General features: G+C 52.6%; 25 protein-coding genes. 20 read left to right on the top strand and 5 right to left on the bottom strand.

From position 1 onward, the window contains the following. Positions 1-438: 438 nt before the first annotated feature. The 17 genes from ACLBVC_RS22485 to ACLBVC_RS22405 all read left to right on the top strand — a co-directional run bounded on the left by ACLBVC_RS22485 (position 439) and on the right by ACLBVC_RS22405 (position 14,718). On the top strand, positions 439-1,164 hold the full coding sequence (locus tag ACLBVC_RS22485) for a beta-ketoacyl synthase chain length factor (RefSeq protein ID WP_410151477.1): 726 nt from the start codon (positions 439-441) through the stop codon (positions 1,162-1,164). Next, positions 1,164-1,976, top strand: a complete 813-nt coding sequence (locus ACLBVC_RS22480) for a lysophospholipid acyltransferase family protein (protein WP_410151479.1) — start codon at positions 1,164-1,166, stop codon at positions 1,974-1,976. The genes ACLBVC_RS22485 and ACLBVC_RS22480 overlap by 1 nt, the downstream gene beginning before the upstream one ends. A gap of 3 nt (positions 1,977-1,979) precedes the next feature. Next, entirely contained in the window at positions 1,980-2,237 is a 258-nt protein-coding gene (locus tag ACLBVC_RS22475; protein ID WP_410151476.1) for a phosphopantetheine-binding protein, read from the top strand. Between the two features lie 10 nt (positions 2,238-2,247). Further along, positions 2,248-2,502: an acyl carrier protein gene (locus ACLBVC_RS22470; protein ID WP_152324699.1), complete on the top strand. Its 255-nt coding sequence runs from the start codon at positions 2,248-2,250 to the stop codon at positions 2,500-2,502. A 62-nt stretch (positions 2,503-2,564) separates the two neighbouring features. Further along, the gene (locus ACLBVC_RS22465; protein ID WP_410151478.1) at positions 2,565-3,098 is read left to right on the top strand and encodes a COG4648 family protein; all 534 of its coding nucleotides are present in this window, start codon (positions 2,565-2,567) and stop codon (positions 3,096-3,098) included. Then, the gene (locus ACLBVC_RS22460; protein ID WP_410151475.1) at positions 3,065-4,444 is read left to right on the top strand and encodes an AMP-binding protein; all 1,380 of its coding nucleotides are present in this window, start codon (positions 3,065-3,067) and stop codon (positions 4,442-4,444) included. The genes ACLBVC_RS22465 and ACLBVC_RS22460 overlap by 34 nt, the downstream gene beginning before the upstream one ends. Next, positions 4,441-4,785 carry a 3-hydroxyacyl-ACP dehydratase FabZ family protein gene (locus ACLBVC_RS22455; RefSeq protein ID WP_410151474.1) on the top strand — a complete coding sequence of 115 codons (345 nt, stop codon included), beginning with the start codon at positions 4,441-4,443 and terminating at the stop codon, positions 4,783-4,785. The genes ACLBVC_RS22460 and ACLBVC_RS22455 overlap by 4 nt, the downstream gene beginning before the upstream one ends. Then, on the top strand, positions 4,776-6,503 hold the full coding sequence (locus tag ACLBVC_RS22450; RefSeq protein WP_410151473.1) for a glycosyltransferase family 2 protein: 1,728 nt from the start codon (positions 4,776-4,778) through the stop codon (positions 6,501-6,503). The genes ACLBVC_RS22455 and ACLBVC_RS22450 overlap by 10 nt, the downstream gene beginning before the upstream one ends. Position 6,504: 1 nt before the next feature. Then, complete coding sequence (locus ACLBVC_RS22445; RefSeq protein ID WP_195815373.1) at positions 6,505-6,948, top strand: acyl-CoA thioesterase; 444 nt, start codon at positions 6,505-6,507, stop codon at positions 6,946-6,948. After that, positions 6,945-7,550, top strand: a complete 606-nt coding sequence (locus ACLBVC_RS22440; protein ID WP_410151472.1) for a LolA family protein — start codon at positions 6,945-6,947, stop codon at positions 7,548-7,550. The genes ACLBVC_RS22445 and ACLBVC_RS22440 overlap by 4 nt, the downstream gene beginning before the upstream one ends. After that, the gene (locus tag ACLBVC_RS22435) at positions 7,540-9,846 is read left to right on the top strand and encodes an MMPL family transporter (protein WP_410151471.1); all 2,307 of its coding nucleotides are present in this window, start codon (positions 7,540-7,542) and stop codon (positions 9,844-9,846) included. Before ACLBVC_RS22440 ends, ACLBVC_RS22435 begins: the two co-directional genes overlap by 11 nt. Then, entirely contained in the window at positions 9,843-10,418 is a 576-nt protein-coding gene (locus ACLBVC_RS22430) for a DUF3261 domain-containing protein (RefSeq protein ID WP_410151470.1), read from the top strand. The genes ACLBVC_RS22435 and ACLBVC_RS22430 overlap by 4 nt, the downstream gene beginning before the upstream one ends. A gap of 1 nt (position 10,419) precedes the next feature. After that, on the top strand, positions 10,420-11,592 hold the full coding sequence (locus tag ACLBVC_RS22425; protein WP_410151469.1) for a beta-ketoacyl-[acyl-carrier-protein] synthase family protein: 1,173 nt from the start codon (positions 10,420-10,422) through the stop codon (positions 11,590-11,592). Next, positions 11,589-12,068, top strand: coding sequence for an ApeP family dehydratase (locus tag ACLBVC_RS22420; protein ID WP_410151468.1), 480 nt, complete (start codon positions 11,589-11,591; stop codon positions 12,066-12,068). The genes ACLBVC_RS22425 and ACLBVC_RS22420 overlap by 4 nt, the downstream gene beginning before the upstream one ends. Next, positions 12,065-12,796, top strand: coding sequence for a 3-ketoacyl-ACP reductase FabG2 (locus tag ACLBVC_RS22415; RefSeq protein WP_410151467.1), 732 nt, complete (start codon positions 12,065-12,067; stop codon positions 12,794-12,796). Before ACLBVC_RS22420 ends, ACLBVC_RS22415 begins: the two co-directional genes overlap by 4 nt. Continuing rightward, positions 12,793-14,022 (top strand): beta-ketoacyl-ACP synthase, encoded by a 1,230-nt coding sequence (locus tag ACLBVC_RS22410; RefSeq protein WP_217152619.1) that lies wholly within the window; start codon positions 12,793-12,795, stop codon positions 14,020-14,022. The genes ACLBVC_RS22415 and ACLBVC_RS22410 overlap by 4 nt, the downstream gene beginning before the upstream one ends. Next, entirely contained in the window at positions 14,023-14,718 is a 696-nt protein-coding gene (locus ACLBVC_RS22405) for a 4'-phosphopantetheinyl transferase superfamily protein (protein WP_410151466.1), read from the top strand. A 721-nt stretch (positions 14,719-15,439) separates the two neighbouring features. Here the strand turns inward: ACLBVC_RS22405 and yafC are convergent. Further along, positions 15,440-16,336: a DNA-binding transcriptional regulator YafC gene (gene yafC, locus ACLBVC_RS22400; RefSeq protein WP_410151465.1), complete on the bottom strand. Its 897-nt coding sequence runs from the start codon at positions 16,334-16,336 to the stop codon at positions 15,440-15,442. A gap of 107 nt (positions 16,337-16,443) precedes the next feature. Here yafC and ACLBVC_RS22395 point away from each other — a divergent pair, with 107 nt between their 5' ends. Continuing rightward, on the top strand, positions 16,444-17,619 hold the full coding sequence (locus ACLBVC_RS22395) for an MFS transporter (protein ID WP_410151464.1): 1,176 nt from the start codon (positions 16,444-16,446) through the stop codon (positions 17,617-17,619). A 191-nt stretch (positions 17,620-17,810) separates the two neighbouring features. Further along, positions 17,811-18,599, top strand: a complete 789-nt coding sequence (locus ACLBVC_RS22390) for an endonuclease/exonuclease/phosphatase family protein (RefSeq protein WP_410151463.1) — start codon at positions 17,811-17,813, stop codon at positions 18,597-18,599. A gap of 123 nt (positions 18,600-18,722) precedes the next feature. Here the strand turns inward: ACLBVC_RS22390 and mltD are convergent, their stop codons facing one another. Together mltD and gloB are read right to left on the bottom strand one after the other, a co-directional pair. After that, positions 18,723-20,108, bottom strand: coding sequence for a murein transglycosylase D (mltD, locus tag ACLBVC_RS22385; protein ID WP_410151462.1), 1,386 nt, complete (start codon positions 20,106-20,108; stop codon positions 18,723-18,725). 69 nt (positions 20,109-20,177) lie between these two features. Further along, the gene (gloB, locus tag ACLBVC_RS22380) at positions 20,178-20,933 is read right to left on the bottom strand and encodes a hydroxyacylglutathione hydrolase (protein ID WP_410151461.1); all 756 of its coding nucleotides are present in this window, start codon (positions 20,931-20,933) and stop codon (positions 20,178-20,180) included. 43 nt (positions 20,934-20,976) lie between these two features. On the opposite strand from gloB, the gene ACLBVC_RS22375 reads away from it, so the two are divergent. Beyond that, complete coding sequence (locus ACLBVC_RS22375) at positions 20,977-21,702, top strand: methyltransferase domain-containing protein (protein WP_410151460.1); 726 nt, start codon at positions 20,977-20,979, stop codon at positions 21,700-21,702. 10 nt (positions 21,703-21,712) lie between these two features. Here the strand turns inward: ACLBVC_RS22375 and ACLBVC_RS22370 are convergent, their stop codons facing one another. Both ACLBVC_RS22370 and ACLBVC_RS22365 read right to left on the bottom strand, forming a co-directional pair. After that, positions 21,713-22,132 carry a hypothetical protein gene (locus ACLBVC_RS22370; RefSeq protein ID WP_410151459.1) on the bottom strand — a complete coding sequence of 140 codons (420 nt, stop codon included), beginning with the start codon at positions 22,130-22,132 and terminating at the stop codon, positions 21,713-21,715. A gap of 118 nt (positions 22,133-22,250) precedes the next feature. Further along, positions 22,251-24,188, bottom strand: a complete 1,938-nt coding sequence (locus ACLBVC_RS22365; protein ID WP_410151458.1) for a methyl-accepting chemotaxis protein — start codon at positions 24,186-24,188, stop codon at positions 22,251-22,253. Positions 24,189-24,225 lie beyond the last annotated feature (37 nt).

The following is a 24,225-nucleotide window of genomic DNA, read 5'->3' as shown; positions in this document are numbered from 1 at the left end:
GCATAGACCCTGAATCGAAAGATTCAGGGTTTTCTGCATTTTTAAATCTGTAAAAAATCGGGCGTTTAGACGTACTTAATTTCTGATTTAAAGGTTTTTTATCAGGTTGAAACCTCTGTGTGATATTTAAAATCAATCGATTAACTTTCTGTTGAAGATTAATCTATATAATCACTTTGCTTATTTTATGAGAATAGTAATTTTTCCCCAATTTAAACCATTATAATTTCGCTGACTTTAATTTCATAAAATCTCAGCTGCTATTTCTCACTATAAAATTAAGATTTATCAGATATGTATTCTGGCAGGTAATATCTAACGCGTTGTAAAAATAACTAAAACTCACCCTTCAGCGCAATAGCCTGTCAGATTACTGATGCAACTTTTAATAAAATATCATAAAGTCTTAATTCGGAAGCATTGCGAAGATTAATCATTATGAAATTCTCACTAGATATACTTGAATGGCGGGCGGTTGCTCCTGGTATCAATAATTGTGCTGATTGGATCCAATGGGCTCAATGTTCTGGTGTGGATGCATTTTCAGGAGAAATTCCAAAGAGCGGACAGATCCCAATGATGGCCGCTCGTCGTATGAGTATCGGAAGTCGTTTTGCCGTCGATGCCAGTCTGTCCTTGCTTTCGAAACTTCAGGTTGATGCCGCAATTTTTACCAGCCGCCACGGTGAACTTGAAAGAACGGGGCGAATTTTACATGCGCTGGCAAAAGACGACGCCATTTCCCCCACCGAATTTTCTATGTCTGTCCATAACACTGCCGCTGGTTGGCTAACCATTATCAGTAAGAATCCATTGCCGGTGACCTCGCTGGCAGCAGGAACAGACAGTTTTCAGCAAGGTCTGCTGGAAGCGCAATCTATGCTGGCAGGCGATGCTTCGCGCATCATGCTTGTCGATTTTGATGGCGAAATTCCTTCTCTGTATGCTGAATCGGTAAATTCTGAGTTTCTGCCCTACGCGATGGCAATAATATTGACGGCTGGCGATACTTTGCAGTGCCAGCGTCTTTCGGGAGCCGATGAGTCAGTTCCGTCTGCTCTTCCGCAGGGTTTGCAATTCCTGAGAGGTTATCTGTCCTCATCGCCTTCATATATTGTCAGTGCTGATAGTCGCCATCACTGGCAATGGACGCGTGCATTGTGATGAACGAATCTGTCTTGAAGGAAGACGTTTCCTCTTTGCCGAACCGTATATGGCGATGGTCTGTTACAGGCATTTTTTTCGTGTTTTTCGGAATTGGCGGACTGTTGCTTTCTTTGTTCTGGTTTACTCTGTTGCGGTTAATTATCCGTCAGCCGGAAAGATTACATCGGATGACACTGAACAGCATTCGTAATAGCTTTCGACTTTTCCTTGGAGGATTACGGCTTTTTGGTGTGATGGATTACCGGTTTGTCGGCGACGAAAAGTTTCAGGAGGACACCGGATGCCTGATTGTTGCGAACCATCCCAGCCTTCTTGATTATGTCATTCTGGCTTCGCGGATGCCGCGCTGTGATTGCATCGTCAAACAGGCATTGCTGAAGAACCCATTTTTATCCGGCGTTATCAAAGCCGCCGGATATCTGGTGAACTCAGGGTCTGATGAGTTGCTTCAGGCTTGTGAGGCGCGCCTCGAGGCGGGGGGAACGTTGCTGATCTTCCCTGAAGGGACGCGTTCTTTACCTGAGAAACCGATAACGCTACAGCGTGGTGCGGCAAATATCGCGTTGAGAGCAGGTTGTGATGTGCGGATTGTTCATATTTCCTGCCAGCCACCAATGCTGACCAAACAGGGAAAATGGCACGAAATTCCGCGAGTAAAACCTCAGTTTGTCATCACTGTTGCCGATAAGGTAAAGGCTGAGGATTTTTTTGATGAACAGGATCTTTCGCCTGCACTGGCAGCAAGGCGTCTGACACAGCATTTGCGCTCTGAACTGATGCACGGCAATACTCAAAATAACGAGAAATAAGTCATGGATTCATTAAATAACGACATTAAAGAACTTATCATCGCGACGCTCAATCTGGAGGGAATGACGCCAGACGAGATAGATACGCAAGCGCCTCTTTTTGGCGACGGGTTGGGGCTGGATTCTATTGATGCCCTCGAATTAGGCCTGGCATTGAAAAAGCATTATGGCGTGATCCTTTCGGCTGAAAGTCAGGAAATGCGTGAGCATTTTTATTCCGTTGAAAGCCTTAGCCAGTTTATATCAGTTCAGCGTGGTTAAAGAGATTCCTATGCAGAAGCAAGAAATTTATCAGCAGATTAGCGCGTTATTAATCAAGCTATTTGAAATTGATGAAAGTGATATCAGCCCAGATGCCAAACTTTACGAAGATTTGGAATTAGACAGTATTGATGCTGTGGATTTGGTTGTTCATCTGCAGAAATCGACGGGCAGAAAAATTAAACCTGAAATGTTCAAATCAGTACGAACCGTTCAGGATGTTGTTGATGCCATCGATGAATTACTCAACACGCCAGCGCAATAGTTGTTGTGTCTGAAACCCGGCGCTTTTCCCTTCAGCTTGTCGCAGCGTTCGCTCGCTGGGCAATGCCCGTGGCGATTATTGCTTATCCGGTAGCGGTCTGGTGTGGCTTAAAAAATTGGGGAATGAGTATTCTTGCTCCCCTTCTGATTATTGCGTTTATTCTGCGGTTGCTCACCTTTCGCGGAAAAGTAAGTCAGCTCACTTTTTTCGGCAAAGCGATGGCCGTCGCTGGCATTGTGCTGGTCATCACCAGCGTTGTACTGCGCGAAACGTCGATGCTGTTGTATTACCCCGTGGCGGTGAATGTCCTGCTTCTGGGCCTGTTTTCTAGTTCATTGTTCGCCCGGCAATCACTGGTTGAGCGCCTTGCCCGGTTGAGCGAGCCCGACTTATCGCCCGAAGGGGTTGTCTATACGCGACGCGTAACACAAGTCTGGTGCCTGTTTTTTGTTTGTAATGGATCTTTTGCTTTATATACCTGCCTGAAAGGCGATGTGTCTTTGTGGGCGCTTTACAACGGCGGGTTCAGTTATCTGCTTATTGGCTTATTAATGGGTATTGAATGGATAGTCAGAAAGCGTCTGCGCAAGCCGTGACGCTGCCAATGTGCCAATGGCTGAGCACGGAAAGAGCAGATGATCATCTGGTTGCCTGGAGTGAGATCGGCGAGCACCGGCAGCGCGATTTCCGCCGTGATGTCGCGACGTTGTTTGCCAGTGTCAGCGCGACTCCCTGTTCGCGCTGGGCGCTGTGTCTGGAAGATAACTATTCGTTCGCTGTGGCCATACTGGCCGTCCTTTACAGCGGAAAAACGCCTGTTCTGCCCGGTCATTTTCGTCAGGCACTGCTCTCTGAGCAATGCGATGCATTCGATGCGATGATTACCGACCTGCCATTGCAGCTCAATTGTCCTGTTCTCCGCTTTCCATTTGTTGCCATTGAGCCGCTTTCTGTTTTACCTGCATTTCCGGAAAATGCATCGCTCGTCCTCTTCACGTCCGGATCAACGGGAAAACCGCAGAAGATTACCAAACCGGTCTCTTGTCTTGAGCGTGAAAGCCAGTGGCTCTGCGCCCGGTGGGGCGCAGAACTTGCCGGTTCCCGGTTCGCCGCCACGGTCGCGCCTCATCACATGTACGGCCTGAGCTTCGCGTTCATGTTGCCGCTGTCGCTTGGCCTGCCGTTTGCGGCCAGCAGCGTCCAATATCACGAGCAACTGCATTCGCTCGCAGTAAAATCTCCGCTGGCGTTTGTCAGCAGCCCGGCCTTTCTCAAACGTCTGGACGCCACTTTAGCGCCGATCACGCTGCGCGAAGTCTTTTCCGCAGGCGGCCCTCTCGAAAGCGATACGGCGCAGTCAGTGAAAGAAACGTGTGGACGCCTGCCAACAGAAATTTATGGTACGACAGAAAGTGGTGTCATTGCATTTCGCCAGCAAACCCAGCCCGGTGAATCCTGGACGCTGTTCGACAACGTAGATTTACGGCCTCAGTCGGATGGAAGTATTTCGCTGATTTCTCGAATTATTCCGCAGCCGGAAGGTATTGCTCTCAGTGATGAGATAAAACTGTCGTCTGACAATTCGCGTCATTTTGATCTTCTGGGCCGTAAAGATCGGATCGTTAAAATTGCTGAGCAGCGGATCTCGCTGGATGAAATTGAGCAGCGTCTGTGTGCGCTGGATCTTCTGGCTGACGCCTGCGTGTTGACTCTCGAAAAACAGGGCAGGGTGTCGGTCGCAACGGTGATTGTACTGAGCCCTGCGGGGAATGCGCTGTTGCAGGCTGAAAACCGGAATGTCCTCTTTGGCCAGATCCGCCATGCTCTGCGGGAATGGTTATCGCCGGTTTCACTGCCGCGATACTGGCGTATTGTTCCGGCGATCCCACTCAATCAGCAAGGCAAACGCGCAGCCGCTGAATTAAAGGAAATGTTTTTATGATGAAGCCTGAAGTCCTGAGCCTGCATAAAAGCAGTGACACCAGCCTGATCCTCGAATTACGGCTCTCTGCGGATTTGTTGTGGTTTCGCGGGCACTTTCCCACGTATCCGCTGCTTCCGGGTGTCACGCAAGTGAACTGGGTGATGGAGTATGCGGGCGAGATTTTGCGGCTGGATAAAGCTTTTTCGGGGATGGAAGTGGTGAAGTTTCAGCGGCCACTTTTGCCGGATGAAACTGTCAGCCTGCACATTGACTGGCTGAAAGAAAAACACCGGCTGGTTTTCCGCTACGCCCTCGGCGAAACCATTGCCAGCAGTGGAAAAATCACATTATGCCCGTAACGTCCTCAGCGCTATTTTCGCCCTGTCTGATTATCCCGTGTTACAACCACGGGCCGATGATGGCCGGTGTGTTGGATAAACTCCGCTCTTTCGGGTTGCCGTGCATTGTGGTTGATGATGGCAGCGACGTGCAAACGGCGGATGAATTGAAGCGTCTGGCGCAGATAACGCCATGGATGAGCCTGACGCGCCTGTCGCCGAATCAGGGCAAAGGTGCCGCCGTCATGGCCGCTTTAAGGCTTGCGGCTGAAAAAGGGTTTACTCACGCCATGCAGGTTGACGCAGACGGTCAGCACCAGCTTTCCGACGTTCCTCTTATGCTGGAGGACGCACAAAAACACCCGGATTGTCTGATCTCCGGTCAGCCGGTGTATGACGAAAGCGTGCCGAAATCGCGTCTTTATGGTCGTTATGTCACACATTTCTGGGTCTGGGTCGAAACCCTGTCATTTTCCCTCAAAGACACTATGTGCGGATTTCGCGTTTATCCTTTGCAACTTTGCCTGAGGCTGATGGACAAACAGCCACTGGGTTTACGCATGGATTTCGATACCGAAATCATGGTGCGGCTTTATTGGCAGGGGACGCGCAGCCGCTTTCTGCCGACGCGCGTCACCTATCCGCAAGACGGCGTTTCGCATTTTGATGCGGTGAAAGACAACATTAAAATCTCGTGGATGCATACCCGACTGTTCTTCGGCATGTTGCCGCGCATTCCTTTTTTGCTGCGCCAGAGACAAACGCAGCAAAGCGATCCGCACTGGTCGGTAACGCGCGAACGTAAAGGGCTGTGGGGCATTCGCCTGATGCTGAAAATTTACCGCGTGCTGGGCTACCGCGCTTTTCAATTACTGCTTTATCCGGTGATCGGCTACTTTTGGATGACAGGCGGAAAGCAGCGCAAGGCTTCGGCAGCGTGGCTTGAACGCGTACGCGACGTTGCGGCACAGCGCAATATTGCGTTGCCTTATCCGTTAAGTACATTCCGGCATTTCATGCGATTTGGCGAATCGATGTTGAGCAAACTGGCGAGCTGGCAGGGCGATAAAACGCTGAATGACGCCGTGCTGGTAAATTCCGACGTCTGCGAAGCGCATATTGCCTCCGGACGAGGCACGCTGATCCTCGCCTCGCATCTTGGCGACATCGAATCCTGCCGTGCGATGGGTGCGCTGAATCACCGGATAACCGTGAATGCGCTGGTTTTCACCGAACACGCCGAACGGTTTAATCAGGTGATGAAAGAAATTAACCCGCAGGCGCTGGTGAATCTGATTCAGGTGAGCCAGATGGGGCCGGATACCGCCATGTTATTGCAGGAAAAACTCGATGCCGGTGAATGGGTGGCGATTGTCGGCGACAGAACATCCGCCAGCCGCCATCAGCGCGGCGAGCATTCCCGCGTTATCTGGAGTGATTTTCTCGGTAAACCGGCGGCTTTCCCACAGGGACCTTTTATTCTGGCCGCCGCACTGAAAGCCCCCGTGATGCTGATGTTTGGCATCAGGCAGGAAAGACGGCTGCGTATTTACTGCGAATCTTTTGCCGATCCGCTGATTCTGCCCCGCGCAAATCGTCTGCCCGCGTTGCAGGAAACCGTCAACCGCTACGCCGCACGTCTTGAGCATTACAGCCTGCTGGCACCTCATGACTGGTTTAATTTTTATGATTTCTGGCAGCATCCCGCAGATGACGCCTCTGACAGGAAACCTGACTGATATGACTTCCAAACTTGATCCGCGCTTTAATGACCCACGCTTTTCCACCGTGGTGGAAATCACCGTGCCTTTTCATGATGCCGATGCAATGGGTGTGGTCTGGCACGGCAATTATTTCCGTTATCTGGAAGTTGCGCGCGAGCAATTACTGAAGCAGTTCGATTATGGCTATCGTCAGATGGAAGCCTCCGGTTATGTGTGGCCGATCGTAGATACGCGCGTGAAATACATTGCGCCCGTCCTGTTCGAACAGCGCATTGCCGTTCACGCGCAGCTTGAAGAAATCGAAAATCGTCTGCGTATCAGCTATCAAATCTATGATATTGAAACCGGAAAGCGGACAACGACGGGCTACACGTTACAGGTCGCCGTGGATGCTGAAACCAAAGAGATGTGTTTTGTCTCGCCGCAGGTTCTTTTCGATAAAACCGGAGTCAGCCTGTGAAATCACTTCTGTTTGTTTTGCTCGCCGTATTCTGCGTGGCCGCGCAGGCCGTAACGCTGGATGATTTGCAGCAGCGTTTCAGCCAGGTGCCGGTGTTGCGTGCCGATTTCGCCCAGCAAAGAACCATCAGCGGGATGGCGCAGCCGCTGAACTCCGGCGGCAATTTATTAATTGCGCAGAAACAGGGGCTTTGGTGGCAGCAGGAAAAACCGTTTCCACTGACGTTACTTCTGACGGAAACCCGCATGGTGCAAATCATGGCAGGTCAGCAACCGCAGGTGGTTACGGCCAGCAATAATCCGCAAATGTTCCAGTTCAACTCCCTGCTGAGCGCGCTGTTTCATGCAGACCGCCGCGTGCTGGAAGAAAACTTCACGCTGGATTTCACGGATAAAGGGCAGGGCGCCTGGACGCTGGTGCTGGTGCCAAAAGTCTCGCCGCTGAACCGCCTTTTCCGCCGCATTACCCTGAATGGGGAAACCTTCCTGAACAATATTGATATTGATGACATGCAGGGCGACGCGACGCATATCCGTTTCTTTAACCAGAAAACGACTCCCCCTGAACTGACCGACGCCGAGAAACGCCATTTTGCATCCTGATCTTCACCGCCGGCTGGCGCAAATCTGGCTGCTGATTATTGTGTTGCTCGTCGCCGTGCTGTTCTGGTTGCTACCGCGCAGCCAGATTAACAGCAGCGTGCTGGCGCTTTTGCCGCAGCAACAGACGGCAGGTCTTCCTCCGGCGATTTCTGACGGCTTTACGCAGCGGCTTGATCGCCAGTTAATGTGGCTGGTCAGCCCACCGGAAGGCGCGGGAACAAAACCTCTTGAAGACTGGCTGAAACAGCTGCGATCGCTTCCTGCACTGAGTCAGGTGGAAGGGCCGATGGATGAGGTGCGTCAGCAGGAATGGGGCGCGTTCTTTTTCCGGCATCGTAATGCTTTGCTTGATGACGCCACCCGTCAGCGCCTGAGCGCTGGTGCCGAACAGCAAAGCCAGTGGATCATGTCACAGGTCTATTCCGCCTTTGCCGGTGTCAGCGGAAAAGAGCTGGCTAATGATCCTTTGTTGCTGGTGCGTGCCTCACAAATGGCGCAGCAGCAAAGCAGTGGCGGCATGAGCCTCGATCAGGGCTGGCTGATGACGCGCGATCCGCAGGGGCGCAGCTGGTATTTACTTCACGGCGAGCTGAATGCGTCGTCCTATGACATCACCCGCGCGAAGCACACTGTCGCTGAGCTGAATGCGGCCAGACACGCCTTTGAAGCGCGCTGGCCGGGCGCGAAAGTGCTTGAGCGCGGCACGATTTTTTACAGCAATTATGCCAGCCAGCAGGCTGAACATGACTTATCTACCATTGGCGCGGCCTCGGTTATCGGCGTGTTTCTGCTGATTTTACTGATGTTCCGGTCTGTGCTGCCGTTGTTGCTCAGTCTGCTTTCAATCGGTATTGGCGCGCTGTCGGGCACGGTATTTACCCTGTGGGTCTTCGGTGAAATACACGTGATGACGCTGGTGCTGAGCGCCAGTATTGTCGGAATTTCCGCCGACTACACCCTCTACTTCCTCACCGAACGCCGCGTTCACGGTGAAACCAGCACGCCGCTCGACAGCCTGAAAAAGCTGTTCCCGGCGTTGTCTGCGGCGCTGCTGACAACGGTTGCGGCCTACCTGATGCTGCTGATTGCGCCGTTCCCCGGCCTGCAACAGCTGGCGGTTTTTGCCGCCGCCGGACTGAGCGCCGCCTGTATCACCGTCATGTGCTGGTATCCCTATTTATCTGCGCATTTGCCGGTCGGGCCGACGCCCGGACTGACGCTTATCTTGAAATGGTTGCTGGCATGGCGTAGCCGTAAACCGGTTCGTATCGGGCTGCCGGTTTTGATTTTTTTGCTGGCGGCGGGCGGAATTTATCAGCTTAAAATCAATGACGATATTGCCGATTTACAAACGCTGCCGGCAGATTTACAGCAGCAGGAACAACAGATTGCCGCGCTGACCGGGCAAACCAATGATCAGAAATGGCTGATCGTTTACGGCGATACGGCGGAGCAGACACTTCGGCGTCTTGAAGATTTGCGGCCAAAACTGGAGCAGGCGAAAACAGATGGTGTGATTGCCGGTTACCGGGCGCTCAGTCTGCCGTCGCAATTACAGCAACAAAAAGATCTCTCGTTGCTTCGCCATCGTGCGCCGCAGATTATGGCGCAGTTGCAGCAGGCGGGGATTTCGGTCGCTACGCCCGATCTTAGCCAGCAAACAGTGGATGTTCCGCTCTGGCTTAACAGCGTGATCAGTCAGGGCTGGCGCTTACTGTGGCTGTCATTGCCGGACGGGCGAAGCGCGACGTTAATTCCGGTCAACGGCGTTCACGACACCGCTGCCGTGGCGGCGCTGGCGGCGGCGTCCCCGGGAACAGGCTGGATTGACCGCAAGTCTGAATTCAGTGAGCTATTTTCTCAGTACCGCGTTTACCTCACTTATCTGCTCGGGCTGGCGGTGGCGGTGATTGCCGCGATTTACCTCTGGCGTTTCCGTTTGCCGCACGGGCTGATTTGCCTGGTGCCGACCCTGCTTTCGCTCGGCACGGGCATCGCCGCGCTCGGTTACAGCGGTCATCATCTCAACCTGTTTTCATTGCTGGCGCTGATTCTGGTTCTGGGGATTGGCATCAACTACACCTTGTTTTTCACCAATCCGCGCGGGACGCCGACCACTTCGATGTTTGCCATTTTTATGGCTGTCGCGACCACGTTACTGACGTTTGGCATGCTGGTATTCAGCTCCACGCAGGCGATCAGCAGCTTTGGTATTGTGCTGAGTTACGGCATATTGACGGCGTTTTTGCTGTCGCCGCTGACATTGCCCGCTAAAAAAAGAGGACGTAAGAAATGATCCGCTTCACGCTGCCGGTTCTGGCACTGCTGATTTTGATGTCTGGCGGCTGCGCCTCGCGCCCTCCTGCACAAACACTGCCTCAGGCGTGGCTGAAACCGGGCGTGCAGGTGAAATTACCCGCGCCGGTGCTGGCAACGCCGGTCAGTCAGCAGCAATTGCTGACGGCTACGGTCAACGGAAAACAGCAGTCTTTGCTGGTGCTGCTCAACGCCGACGGCAACTCTTTACAGTTGGCCGGGCTCTCGCCGCTGGGGATCCGTCTCTTTAAAGTGGTCTACGATCAAACCGGCATCCATACTGAACAGGCAATAAAGATTGAGGGTTTGCCTCCAGCAAATCAGGTTCTGGCCGATATTATGTTCAGCTACTGGCCGGTGGAAAGCTGGCAGCCGCTGTTGCCGCCGGGCTGGACACTGAAAGACCAGCCTTTGCGCCGTACGTTATCGGATAACAAAGGCAACGCGATCACCCGGATTGACTATCTGCCGGAAGGAAAAACGCGGCGACCTGTTTCGATTACCCAGCTGGCGTTCCATTACCAGATCACTATTCAGAATGTCGGTGAATAACATGATTTACTTTTCGGCCGTGGGCATGGTTAACGCGCTGGGAAACAACAACGCGCAGATTGCGGCCAGCCTCTCGGCGGACGTTTCGCCGGGCATGTCTGCGCAGGAAGGCTGGTTGACGGAAAACCGTCCGGTCTGGCTCGGGGCTGTCACGGGTGATTTACCGGAGATCCCGGATTCGCTTTCCGCGCACCGCAGCCGTAATAACCAGCTGCTGCTGGCGGCGCTGGCGCAAATTGAAACGCCGGTCAGCGAGGTTATTGCCCGTTATGGCCACGAACGCGTGGCTGTGATTATGGGCACCAGCACCTCCGGCATTGCTGAAGGGGAAGACGCGGTTCGCCATTTGCATCTGCAGGGGGCTTTCCCGCAAGGCTATGACTATCAGCAGCAGGAACTCGGCGATCCTTCGCAATTTATGGCGGAACTGCTGGAGCTGACAGGCCCGGCGTACACCTTATCGACGGCCTGTTCATCCAGTGCGAAAGCCATTATCAGCGGGATGCGCCTGATTAAATCCGGTCTGGTGGATGCGGCAATTGTCGGCGGGGCAGACAGCTTGTGCCGGATGCCGGTCAACGGTTTCAACAGCCTGGAGTCGTTCTCCCGTGGCCGCTGTACGCCCTTCGGACAGGATCGCGATGGCATTAATATTGGTGAAGCGGCGGCGCTGATTTTGCTGACGTGTGAACCGGCGGATGTCGCGCTGCTGGGCACAGGTGAGTCTTCCGATGCCTGGCATATGTCCGCGCCGCATCCGGAAGGCGCGGGTGCAGAACGTGCAATCCGTCTGGCGCTCCAACAGGCCGGGCTTGAGCCTGAAAACGTCGGCTACATCAATGCGCACGGCACGGCGACGCCGCTCAACGATCAGGTGGAATCGGCGGTGATCCACCGCGTCTTCGGTAGCCAGATCCCCTGCAGCTCGACCAAACATCTTACCGGCCACACGCTGGGGGCGGCCGGTGCGACAGAAGCGGCGCTGAGCTGGCTTATCCTGACGCAAAACCTCAATCTGCCAACTCAGGATTTCGGTATTACACCGCGTGATGCCAGCCTGCCCGATATCCGGCTGGTTGATGTGCCACAAAGGTTGGAACGTCCGATCATCTTGTCTAACTCATTTGCCTTTGGTGGCAACAACGCCAGCATTGTGATCGGGAGGCCGTCATGAGCGCGCTGACCGCCGCCGGTTATCTGCCGCACGACATGCCGATGGTGTTGCTGGAAAACGTTGTCAGCGTGACGGAAGAAACCGCGATCTGTGACGTTGTGGTCTCACCTGACGGTGTGCTGGCGCCATTTCTGAATGCACACGGCGCATTGCCCGCCTGGTACGCCCTTGAACTTATCGCACAGACCATCGGCGTCTGGAGCGGCTGGCACGGTGCGCAATCTGGCCAGCCACCGCAGGTTGGCATGTTGCTGGGCGGCCGGGCGATAAAATGCAGCGTGCCTGAATTTACAGCGGGCAGTGAACTGCTTATCAGCGTTTCAATGGTATTACGCGATGAAAAACTCGCGAGCTTTGAAGGTGTTATCAGTATTAAACAGGAAAAAGACAACCTTCAGGTTGCTCAGGGAAGGCTGAACACGTATCAGCCAGCAAAGGACGAACTTATTACGCTCACACAGGGGAAAAAGGAATGACGCGTTCGGTATTAGTGACCGGAGCCAGCAAAGGGATCGGTCAAGCGATTGCCTGCCAGCTGGCGGCGGACGGCTTTGAGATTGTGGTTCATTACCACAGCGATAAAAACGGGGCAGAACACACGCTGCAACAGGTGCAGGCATCTGGCGGCAGCGGTCGCCTGATTCAGTTCGATATCAGCAACCGTCCGCAGTGCCGCGAAGTGATTGAGGCCGATATTGAGGCGCACGGCGCTTACTACGGCGTCGTCAATAATGCAGGAATTACCCGTGACGCCGCGTTTCCGGCGTTGACGGATGAAGACTGGGACGGTGTGATCCACACTAATCTCGACAGCTTCTACAACGTATTGCAGCCTTGCATCATGCCGATGATTGGTCTGCGCGCGGGCGGACGCATTATCGCGTTGTCTTCGGTTTCTGGCGTAACGGGCAACCGCGGGCAGGTGAATTACAGCGCGGCCAAAGCCGGGATTATTGGCGCGTGCAAAGCGCTGTCCCTGGAGCTGGCGAAACGCAAAATTACCGTCAACTGCATCGCGCCGGGGCTGATTGATACCGGCATGCTTGATATGGAAAAACCGGCGCTCGACGCTGCGATGAGCATGATCCCGCTGAAACGCATGGGCAGTTCGGAAGAAGTGGCCGGGCTGGCGAGCTATCTGATGTCCGACATCGCGGGGTATGTCACCCGTCAGGTGATCTCCATTAACGGAGGCATGGTATGACTCAGCGTGTTGTTATTACGGGTATGAAAGGCATCACGGCGTTCGGCAACCACTGGGATGACGTGAGTGCGCGTCTGCAACAGGGCAAAAATGCTGTCCGCCATATGGATGAATGGCTGATTTATCAGGGGCTGAATACGCATCTCGGCGCGCCCGTTGATGATTTCGAACTGCCTGCGCATTACACCCGAAAACGCATCCGTTCGATGGGGCGCGTTTCCCTGCTTTCAACCCGTGCGACCGAACTGGCGCTGGAACAGGCTGGTTTGCTGGATGATCCGATCCTGACCAACGGCGAAACGGGCATTGCTTTCGGTTCATCCACCGGCAGCACCGGGCCGGTCAGCGAATTCGCCACCATGCTGACGGAAAAACATACCAACAACATTACCGGCACGACGTATGTGCAGATGATGCCGCACACGACAGCGGTGAACGCCGGACTGTTTTTTGGCCTGAAAGGGCGGGTTATCCCGACGTCGAGCGCCTGTACGTCCGGTAGTCAGGCCATCGGCTATGCGTACGAAGCCATTAAGCACGGCTACCAGACCGTAATGGTGGCAGGCGGTGCAGAAGAACTTTGCCCGTCGGAAGCGGCGGTATTCGACACGCTGTTTGCCACCAGCCAGCAAAACGATCACCCGGAATTATCGCCGCGCCCGTTTGATTCGCAGCGCGACGGTCTGGTGATTGGCGAAGGTGCCGGGGCGTTAATTCTTGAATCGCTCGAACATGCGCAGGCGCGTGGTGCGAAGATTTACGCGGAGATCACAGGTTTTGCAACCAACTGTGACGCGGCGCATATCACCCAGCCGCAGCAATCCACCATGCAGATTTGCATTGAAAAAGCGCTGAAAAATGCCGGGATCCCGGCGGCTGAAATCGGGTATATCAGCGCGCACGGCACGGCAACTGACCGTGGCGATATCGCTGAAAGCCATGCAACGGCTGCCGTGTTTGGCAATCAGACGCCGATTTCGTCGCTGAAAAGTTATTTCGGTCATACGCTGGGTGCCTGCGGCGCGCTCGAGGCCTGGATGTCGCTGGAAATGATGCGTGAAGACCGCTTTGTGCCGACCATTAACCTGACTCAGCCAGATCCGCTTTGCGGCGATCTGGACTACATCATGGGCGAATCGCGTCATATTCAGACCGAGTTTATCCAGTCGAATAACTTTGCGTTTGGCGGCATTAACACGTCGCTGGTTTTCCGCCGCTGGCCGTAAATGAAAAATTCTGCGCGCATTATCACCGCGTCGCTGGACGACACTTTTCCGCTGTCACGCCTGCCCGCAGAACGGCTGGCAGAAAGTGAAAACTGGCATCCTGCCCGTCGTCAGCAATGGCGTGCGGGCAGGGCGTTACTGGCAGAAGCCCTGTTTGCTTTTTACGAACGGGAAACGCTGCCCGCAATCCAGATTTCCTCTTTGGGTAAACCGTCTTTTACCGATCCTTCGTTGCCCTATTTTTCCCTCAGTCACAGCGTTAACAGCCTGCAACTGGTGCTCTGTGCCGCGGGCGAAACGGGCGGTGACGTCGAACAGATACGGCCACGGGCGCGGTATCTGGACGTGGCGAGGCAGGCATTCAGCAAAACCGAATTTTGCTGGCTGACGGAACAGAAAAACCCGCTAAATGCGTTCTGGCAATTATGGTGTCTGCGCGAAGCCTGGCTGAAACAGCAGGCCGGAAGTGTGTGGCAAATGGAACGGATCCGGCTGGATCCCGCTGCCGGGCAATTTTCCCCCGAATCCGCAACGGACAGCAAACTGTGGTGGGCCACTGGAGAAACCGTGATGTCGGCAATGGCATTGCCGATGAGCGTGACGGCGTGTGAAGAGTATGGTTTTGATGCACTAAGCGGGCGGATTATTCAGCGGGTTGCTCGTCAGTGGGGGCTTATTCATCTGCGATCGGGCTGAGGACTTGTCCGAGATGATTTCGGTTTCTCACTTGCCGTGTGGGCTGGATCGAGATGATTTCGGTTTCTCACTTGCCGCGTGGGCTGGATCGAGAAAGTTTCGGTTTCTCAAGAACAGTGATCGCCTGACGCGCTGCGCCGAAACCGCCCAGAGGAGGAAAGTGCTTTCCCTCCTCTGGACTTCTCCCCGCTTTTTCAACCCGCGCTGTCGCTCGCTGACTATGTTTCAGAAACTCATGCTATTGCCGCGAAAGCTTGCCGCTGCGCGGTTCCTTTGTTTCGGTCTTCGAGCCCACGGTCTCGAAACACTCACTCAGCAAACTTTCTAAAAGCGGCCAGAGGCTTTTTAAATTCAAAACCCATCTTGCATTAATCCTCCGAATTACATAGCCATTGGCCGCTTTCAAAAATCGCGCCGTATGGAGAGGTGAAAAACCGCGAATCTTTTCGCGCGGTTTGTAACCCGACGGGAGGGAACTGCGCAGCAGCGAGATTTTGCGGCAATAACAAAAGTTTCTGAAACGTAGCCAGCCAGCGGCAGCGCGCAGTGAAAGAGCCGGAGATTTTTAAGAGGCGCGGCGATAGGCGCCTCTTAAAGCCAGTTTGGGTGGCAACCCAAGGTCTTGATTTTGACCTGAGGCCAGTTTGGGCGGCGAGCCCAAGGTCTTGACCTGATTGAAGCGATCACCGCACGTGAGAAACCGAAACAGTCTCGATCCAGATTAACTCTGGGCTTGCCCTAATTTTTCGCTCAGAAAATCAATAAAACACCGAATCCTCGTACTCACGGTCTGGTCACTGTAATAAACCGCATGCAACGGCATCGCAATCCGCATGACATCCGGTACCAGCAACTTCACCAGATCCCCGCGCTGTACATCCTCGTCAGTCATGAAATCGGACAAACAGGCAATACCATTTCCCTGCAAACACAGCCTGCGCAGGGTTTCGCCGCTGCCTGAACTAATAAACGGTATGACCGTCAGTTGCTGGCCGTCAGCACACAGCAGCGGCCATTTGTTCAGTGCGACCACTTCGTTAAAGCCCAGACAACGGTGTTTCAGCAGCTCATCGGCGGTTTTGGGTGTGCCCCATTTTTTCAGATATTCCGGCGATGCCAGTACGTTCCGGTGGCTCATCATCAGTTTGCGCGCCCGCAGGCTGGAATCTTCAAGCTCACCGACGCGGATGGCGACATCCACTTTGTGGTCGATCAGATTGATGTTGCTCTCGGACGAAAACAGCGCCAGCGACATCTTAGGGAAGCGCTCGGTAAACTCTGCCACCAGCGGGGAAATGACGTGCAGGATCACCGGCGTTGCAGCGTCGACGCGCAACAGACCTTGCGGATCGTCACGGTTCTCCAGCAAATCATCTTCGGCGGCAGCCATTTCGTGCAGGATTTTCTGTACGCGGACAAAATAACGCTCGCCTTCGTGCGTCAGGCTGATCTGGCGCGTGGTGCGGTTGAGCAGGGTGATCCCCAGTTTTTGCTCCAGACGTTTCAGCGTCCGGCTGACCACCGAATTATCCTGCCCCAGCTGTTCCGCCGCGCGGCTGAAACTGCCGCTTTCCACCACGGTGACGAAGGTAATCAACTCTTCTGAACTGGCTCGCATTGTTGTTACTCCAGCATAAATGATTTGATACTTTGGTTATTTCTGTCATTTAAGCACAAGCCGATAATAGCCGCCATCAAATCGAAATTCATTGTGGAGTAAAGGTTATGCCGCTTGCACTATTAGCACTGACCATCAGTGCGTTTGCTATAGGAACGACAGAGTTCGTCATCGTGGGTCTAGTGCCGACAATCGCCGAACAGCTGGGCGTCAGCGCCCCGTCAGCGGGTTTACTTGTGTCTATTTACGCACTCGGCGTGGCGATCGGCGCACCGGTGCTGACGGCGCTGACAGGGCGCGTGCCGCGTAAAGCGCTGCTCATCGGCCTGATGGCGCTGTTCACGCTGGGTAATCTGCTGGCGTGGCAGTCACCGAATTACAACACGCTGGTTATCGCTCGCTTGCTGACCGGGCTGGCGCATGGCGTGTTCTTCTCGATTGGCTCGACGATTGCCACCAGTCTGGTGTCAAAAGAAAAAGCCGCTTCGGCCATTGCGCTGATGTTCGGCGGGCTGACCGTGGCACTGGTCACGGGCGTGCCGTTGGGGACATTTATCGGGCAGCATTTTGGCTGGCGTGAGACGTTCCTCGCGGTTTCAATGATTGGCGTGATTGCCATTATTGCCAGCGCGATCCTGGTGCCTGGCAACATCAAAAATAAACCGGCAGCGCGTATTTCCGATCAGGTTAAAGTGCTGATGAACCCGCGCCTGATGCTGATTTACGCCATTACTGCACTGGGCTACGGCGGCGTGTTCACCACGTTCACTTTCCTGGCACCGATGATGCAGGAACAGGCCGGTTTTTCGGCCAGTATGGTCAGCTGGATTTTGCTCGCCTACGGCGTGTCAGTAGCCATCGGGAACATCTGGGGCGGTAAACTGGCCGATCGTCATGGCGCGGTGAAAGCCCTGACACTTATTTTCGCTGCGCTGGCGGCTCTGTTGCTGATTTTCCAGTTTACCTCCGGCTTTGGCATTCCGGCGTTAATCACGCTGCTGGTGATGGGGATCTTTGCGTTTGGTAACGTGCCGGGCTTGCAGGTGTATGTGGTGCAGAAGGCGGAAGAAGTGACGCCTAACGCCGTCGATGTGGCGTCGGGCTTGAATATCGCCGCGTTTAACGTCGGTATCGCATTAGGTTCTGTGATAGGCGGGCAGGTGGTTTCCACGATAGGGCTGGCGCAAACGCCGTGGATCGGCGCGGTGATCGTCCTTGGCGCCCTGGTACTGATTCGCCTCAGCGGTCATCTGGACAGAAATCTAAAACCTGCGGTAGCCTGATTTTAGCAACGTTCTGTGTCTGCACGGCTCGCCTCTTGCGGGCCGTTTTTATTTCCGCTGACCGCAGATGTGAGCGGGTTGTATACGAATGTAAACAGGTTTGGCGTGAGCGTCTGCGGGCGTATACTGAACTTTCGCTGTGAGAAGCTCTCTCATATAGCATCGATACAACGGGTAAACAGGCGATAAGCGTGCGGAAAAAAACATATGCAATGAGGTATGTCGCAGGTCAGCCCGCAGAGCAAATCTTCCCTGGAGTCCTTGCACATCTTGGACCGGATTTGCCGCCGGGAGCCGCGCTACCCAACTCAAATATTTTACGCGTCATGGTGTGGAATATCTTCAAACAGCAGCGGGCTGACTGGTTGTCAGTCCTGCGGGATTACGGCAAAGACGCACAACTGGTGTTACTTCAGGAAGCGCAAACGACGCCGGAACTGATCCATTTTGCCACATCCAACTTTCTGGCGGCCGATCAGGTGCCAGCATTTATGCTGCCTCAGCACCCCTCTGGCGTGATGACGCTGTCAGCGGCGCATCCGGTTTATTGTTGCCCGCTGCGTGAGCGTGAGCCGCTTCTGAGGCTGGCAAAATCGGCGCTGGTGACGGTTTATCCGCTGATTGATGGTCGGTTGCTGATGGTTGTGAACATTCACGCGGTGAATTTCAGTATCGGTATTGACGTCTACAGTAAGCAGCTTGACCCGATTGGTGAGCAAATTGCCAACCATAAAGGGCCGGTGATTATGGCGGGGGATTTCAACGCCTGGAGCAAACAACGCATCAATGCGCTGTTTGGCTTTGCGGGGAATATTCATCTGGAGGAAGTGCGTTTCCCATCCGATTACCGCAAACGGGCATTCGGCAGGCCGCTGGACTTTATCTTCTACCGCGACCTTAGCGTGACCAGCGCGTCCGTCATGGAAACCCGCGCGTCTGACCATAACCCGTTACGGGTGGAGTTTCTTGCCAGTAAATAAGTTGCGAGTAAATAGTTTGCCAGTAAGCCTCTGACACATTAGCGCTTATTTCATCAGTCAAAAAATGCAGGCATAAAAAAAGCACCCGGAATGTTCAGGGTGCTTTTTTATGGTCGGTACTTTTTAGGTATCCGGGCTCATCTTATTGCTGACGAACAACGTTAACTTGTTGCCCGGTTGCAGATTATCGGCATTTGCATTCCAGCGCATCACATCTTTGATGTTCACACCGTGACGCTTGGCAATGCTCGACAACGAATCGCCTTTACGTACCTGATAAGTGATGCCGCCACCGTTTATGCTGGTGCTGCTGACGCTGTTATCCGCCACTTGCAGTGTTTGCCCAACTTTTAACGCGCCTGCTGAGCGCAAATTGTTCCAACGCTGTAAATCACGGGTTTTCACATTCAGCCGGGCTGCAATGCTGGACAAGCTGTCGCCGGAGCGAACCTTGTACGCTTTTGCACCTGACGGAGTGTTGCTGGCCAGTTTCGTTTCCTGCACTGCGGCAATATCGCCATCAGCCAGAGAATCTTTCAACTGGTCGGCATGCGCCTTCGGCAGAACAATGTAATGCGGGCCATTCGGTGCCGTCACATTCTTCTTGTAGCCAGTGTTAAACGATTTCAGCTTCGTCAGGGACATCCCAGCCATTTCAGCGGCCTGGGTCAACTGCATCTGCTGACCGACTTCTACACGCGCCAGGGCACGGTCTTCACTCGGTTGCGGCAGGCTGATACCGTATTTTTTGCTGTGCTTTAAAATATCGCTCAGCGCTAACATCTTAGGCACGTAAATTGACGTTTCACGAGGAAGCGCCAGCGCCCAGAAGTCAGTCGATCGACCTTTGGCTTTATTGGCTTTCACCGCTTGCATCACGCGGCCTTCACCACTGTTATACGCGGCAATGGTCAGTAACCAGTCACCACCAAACATTTTGTTCAGGCGTTGCATCATATCAAGCGCAGCGGTCGTCGAAGCCACAACATCGCGGCGTCCGTCATACCACTGGTTTTGTTTCAAACCATAGTTGCGACCCGTCTGTGGCACGATCTGCCACAACCCAGCAGCGTTAGCTGATGAGGTTGCTTTTGGGTCAAAAGCGCTCTCCACTATGGGTAGCAGTACCAGTTCCATCGGCATATTACGTTTCTTAATCTGCTCGGTGATCCAGTACATGTACGGCTCTGCCCGTAATGTTACATCGTGGAGATAGCTCTTATTTTTTAAATATTTAACTCTTTGCTCGCGGATCCGGGGGTTATCCGGAACCTTCATCTTCAGCTCGTCGCCTATGAAGTTCCACAGATTTTGTTGGGAGACGGCGTCGTTTCCATCCAACCATCCCCCAGAGGCCGCTCGGCCATCATCTGTGTACTGTCCTGCTTCACTTTGACTTGCCGAAGACAAACTCTGTGCATGTTGCTCGGGTACCTTCACGCCCTGCCTGGACGCCTGGCAACCTGTGAGCAACATGGAGGCGATTATTAGGATCGCGTTTGCCTTCATGTGTGTGTCATAGTTGCTTAAAAGACGAGCGATAATACTTTGCTTAGATAAAAAACACAACCTTTGGGTCTAGAAGGTGTCCTTGAGTGCCCTTAAATGGGCGAAAACCTGTGAGCCTGTCTTTAAGGGATCGTTAAGGTTTAATTTGTTTTGTAAATCAATATCATCACAGCGTAAAAAGACATTAATTTTACGCTCAATACCGAGGGTGGAAGGCAGGGAAGATTGTCCCTTTTCACGCATTTGTTGCACTTTGTGCTCATGAGAATGAATATCATGATCCTCCGGTAAAATGGAGCGTGCAAACTTAAGATTTGAGAGAGTGTACTCGTGCGCCGCACAGACTAATGTTTCGTCAGGGAGCGCCGCTAACCGTTGAAACGACTGGTACATTTGCTCCGGCGTTCCTTCGAACAGACGGCCACATCCGGCGGAAAACATCGTGTCTCCGCAGAAAAGATAAGGCGCGCTATAGTATGAAATATGACCAAGTGTGTGACCGGGCGTAGCAAAGATCTGCCATTCCAGACCGCCAATTACCAATTTATCGTCGTTTTTAAGACTAATCTGACTAAATTTGTTCTCAGTTTCGTGAGGTCCGTACACTTTCAGACCCGGAAAATGGTCGGAAATTTCGTTTACGCCGCCCACATGGTCGTGATGATGATGCGTCAGAAGGATGGCTGCTGGCGTTAAATTCGCCGTTTTCAGTGCGGCTAAAACAGGCGCCGCTTCACCGGGGTCCACAATCAGGCAATGGCCTTTCTGGTCATCGAGCACCCAAATGTAATTGTCCTGCAGGGCAGGAATACTGATAAGATTCATGGCAACCTCTCTTTGGCAACTGCTTGAAAGAAGATAATAAAATATGCGACCAGCCCGCGCCCGTAAGACCATTGTTGCACCGGCATCCTGGGAAGATATCCCCTGCGGCGACTATTACCGTGCCGCGCTTGAGCAACAACTGCAACCCTGGTGGGGAAAACTTTACGGTTTTCACCTGCTGAAAATCGGCGCATTAAGTGCCGAAATCAACGCTGAAGCCTGTCCTATCTCGCATCAGGTCAATTTCGCGCCGGAAGGCGAAGGGCTGCATGTCAGGGGCGATCCCTACTATTTACCGTTCTCCGCGAAATCGGTCGATGCGTGTCTGCTGAGCCATACGCTGGCATATGCCGATGACCCGCATCGCATACTGCGTGAAGTCGATCGCGTGCTGATTGATGATGGCTGGATGGTGCTGAGCAGCTTTAATCCACTGAGTCTGTTAGGTATCGGGAAACTGATGCCGTTCTTTCGCAAGCGTCAGCCCTACAGCAGCCGTCTGTTTACACAGATGCGACTGCTCGACTGGCTATCGTTGCTCAATTACGAAGTGATGGTTCACCGGCGTTTTCATGTGCTGCCGTGGAAAAAGAATGGCGGCAAATTGCTGAGTACGCATCTGCCCGCGCTGGGCTGTATGACGTTAATTATCGCGCGCAAACGCACGTTCCCGCTGACGCCAACGGCGAAAAAAGTTCACGCGCAGAAACAGAAAATACAGCAGGCTGTCGGGGCGACAAAAAGCTATCGGGAAGAGCATCAGGACTAATCTGGTGCGTTTACTCACTCCAGTTCTCGTATCCCCGGGCGTCGTACATTTTATTGATCGAAACAAAGTCCATAAAACACACTATCAGGAATTTATCGATTTCCGGGTAAAGTGAGGAGCCTGTTTGTTTTTGGTACCTGAACTTTGTAGAAGAGATCCAGAGAGCCTCCGCAGAGGGTGTCGGATCCTGAACTAACAGACATAACCAATATAACGAGTCTTTCTCTATGTTCGCGACCGGTTTCGGCCCACGGCAGCACCACCACATCGGTTCCAAAATTTTGTGATACAGGTTGGCACTGAGAATGCGCCAGTTCAGTTCAGACCCTTTTGAAGGGCTGTAAACGGACTGCCATACATTAATTTTACGTGTGAGGAACGCCCTCAGTAATGCCTGCGCAGAAACAGAAACGGAATTTTCAATCATCATGGTCTACCTGAAAAAAATTTTTCTATGCCTATACGGAAGTGTTGGAAATACCGCCGAAGGCACTCCCAACAAAATGACCTCAGTTCACGGTATAGCTACGATCAAGTAATAGCCCAATTCAGAAAGTGGTCCAGCCTTCTTCGGCAGACTTTGCAGGAGCTTTCACTGCCTTTGACCGTACATGTAGCTTATAACTGACCACGGGTTTTTTGAGCCTTTCGTTTTCGCTGATTTTAAATACCGAAACTATTTTTTCGAGTTGGACAGCTTGCTCCTCTAACGAACTGGCGGCATCAGATGACTGTACTACCAGTGCGGCGTTCTGTTGGGTTGTGGTATCCATCTCGGTCATTGCCTGGGCTATCTGAGAAATCCCGCGACTTTGCTCATCGGTTGCGATAGCAATTTCGCCCATGATGTCGCGCACCTGACTGACTGAAGTGACAATTTCATCCATTGCAACCCCTGCGTTTTCCACAAGGCTGCATCCGCTGTCAACATACGCTGCAGATTCTTTTATGAGGGCTTCAATCTCCTTTGAAGACTGAGAGCTACGCTGCGCCAGATTGCGGACTTCGACGGCGACAACGGCAAAACCTTTGCCCTGTTCTCCTGCGTGTGCGGCCTCCACGGCGGCATTAAGTGCTAGGATGTTGGTTTGAAAAGCAATGCCGTTGATGACAGAGATAATCTCAGATATTCGATGAGAGCTGCGGCGAACGTTCTCCATTGTTTCAATAACTTGCTGAGAAATCTCGCTACCCTGAGTGGCTTTCAACGTGGCCTGCTCTGAAAGCTGTCTTGCATAGTTAGCGTTTGCAGCGTTTTGCTCCACGGTGGATGTCAGCTCTTCCATACTGGCGGCAGTTTCTACAACCGCTGCAGACTGCTGTTCTGTACGGGATGAGAGGTCAACGTTCCCCGCCGCGATTTCTGAAGATGAACGAGCCACGCTTTCAACACCAGCTTGTACATTTTGAATAATGTCTTTTAGATTTTGATTCATGGTCGATACGGCCTGCATCAGCAAGCCTGGCTCATCGTGGCGCTGACTTGTTAACGTACTGGTCAAGTCGCCCCTGGCAATTTTTTGTGCGACAGAAAGTGTTTCATTCAGTGGCCGTGTGATGGAAAGCGTGATCAGATAAGCGAGCAACACTCCACAGAAAATGCCTATCAGCGACACGAGGACAATAATGGTTTCAGCTGTCGCAATGGTTTTTGCTGCCTGTTCCTTTTGAAATGCATAGATATTGGTTATTGCATCAGAGACCTCAGTCGCCCGGGTATTTAATCGTATTGATGCGAAATCCTGCTGTTTCCACAGAGTGTCATAGTGTGGCAGTTGCACAGCTAAATCCTGCATATCCTGAATGCTTTGTTTTACCCACGATTGCTGTTCTATCGGGATCAATGGCGACAGTTTTTGCGCAATATCCACGCCGTTTTTGATGCGCTCCTGTATATCCTGTTGTGCCTTGACCGTCGGGTTATCTCTGTAGTCGCTCATCATTGAGTCAATATCATTCAATACAAAGGCAAACTGAGTGGCTTTAACCGCTATATCTGGGCTCAGAGAGGGCTCACGACCTAACGAGTCAGCTTTAACCGACTTTTCATATATTCCTTTGGAGTTCATATTTTTTAATATCTGAGTCTTCTGTTCTAAAGTATCGAGGAATGGTCCCGAATCAGTTAGGTACCTTTTTACAGCTTCATCAGTAATTTTTAGCCGTCTTAAACCTTCTGGCGACCAGCTATATTCTTTTAGCCGGCTCACGATTGTTGAAAGGTTGTGAATGGCTTCATTGTTTTGATTAAAATAATCCATTTTATGTGTGTATTTGTAATTAACCTGGCTCACGCTGGCTTCTTCAAGAGCTGTCTTTAACTGAATGGCGACTGATGTTTTTTGGGATCTGTACTCAATCTCTCTGAAGCTAATGATTGTCAATATCAGTGTTATAATGACAATTAATAGCATAAGAGAAAAACCCAAAAAGAGTTTTTTGCTGATTTTTAAATTAGAAAAATAGTCAGAAATATTTTTTTTCATTTAGGTGCCCGTAATAGAGAGTTAAATGCGTATTGTT

Source organism: Rahnella selenatireducens (assembly GCF_046449555.1).
Lineage (GTDB): Bacteria > Pseudomonadota > Gammaproteobacteria > Enterobacterales > Enterobacteriaceae > Rahnella > Rahnella selenatireducens.
This window is presented reverse-complemented; position numbering and strand designations above follow the sequence as displayed.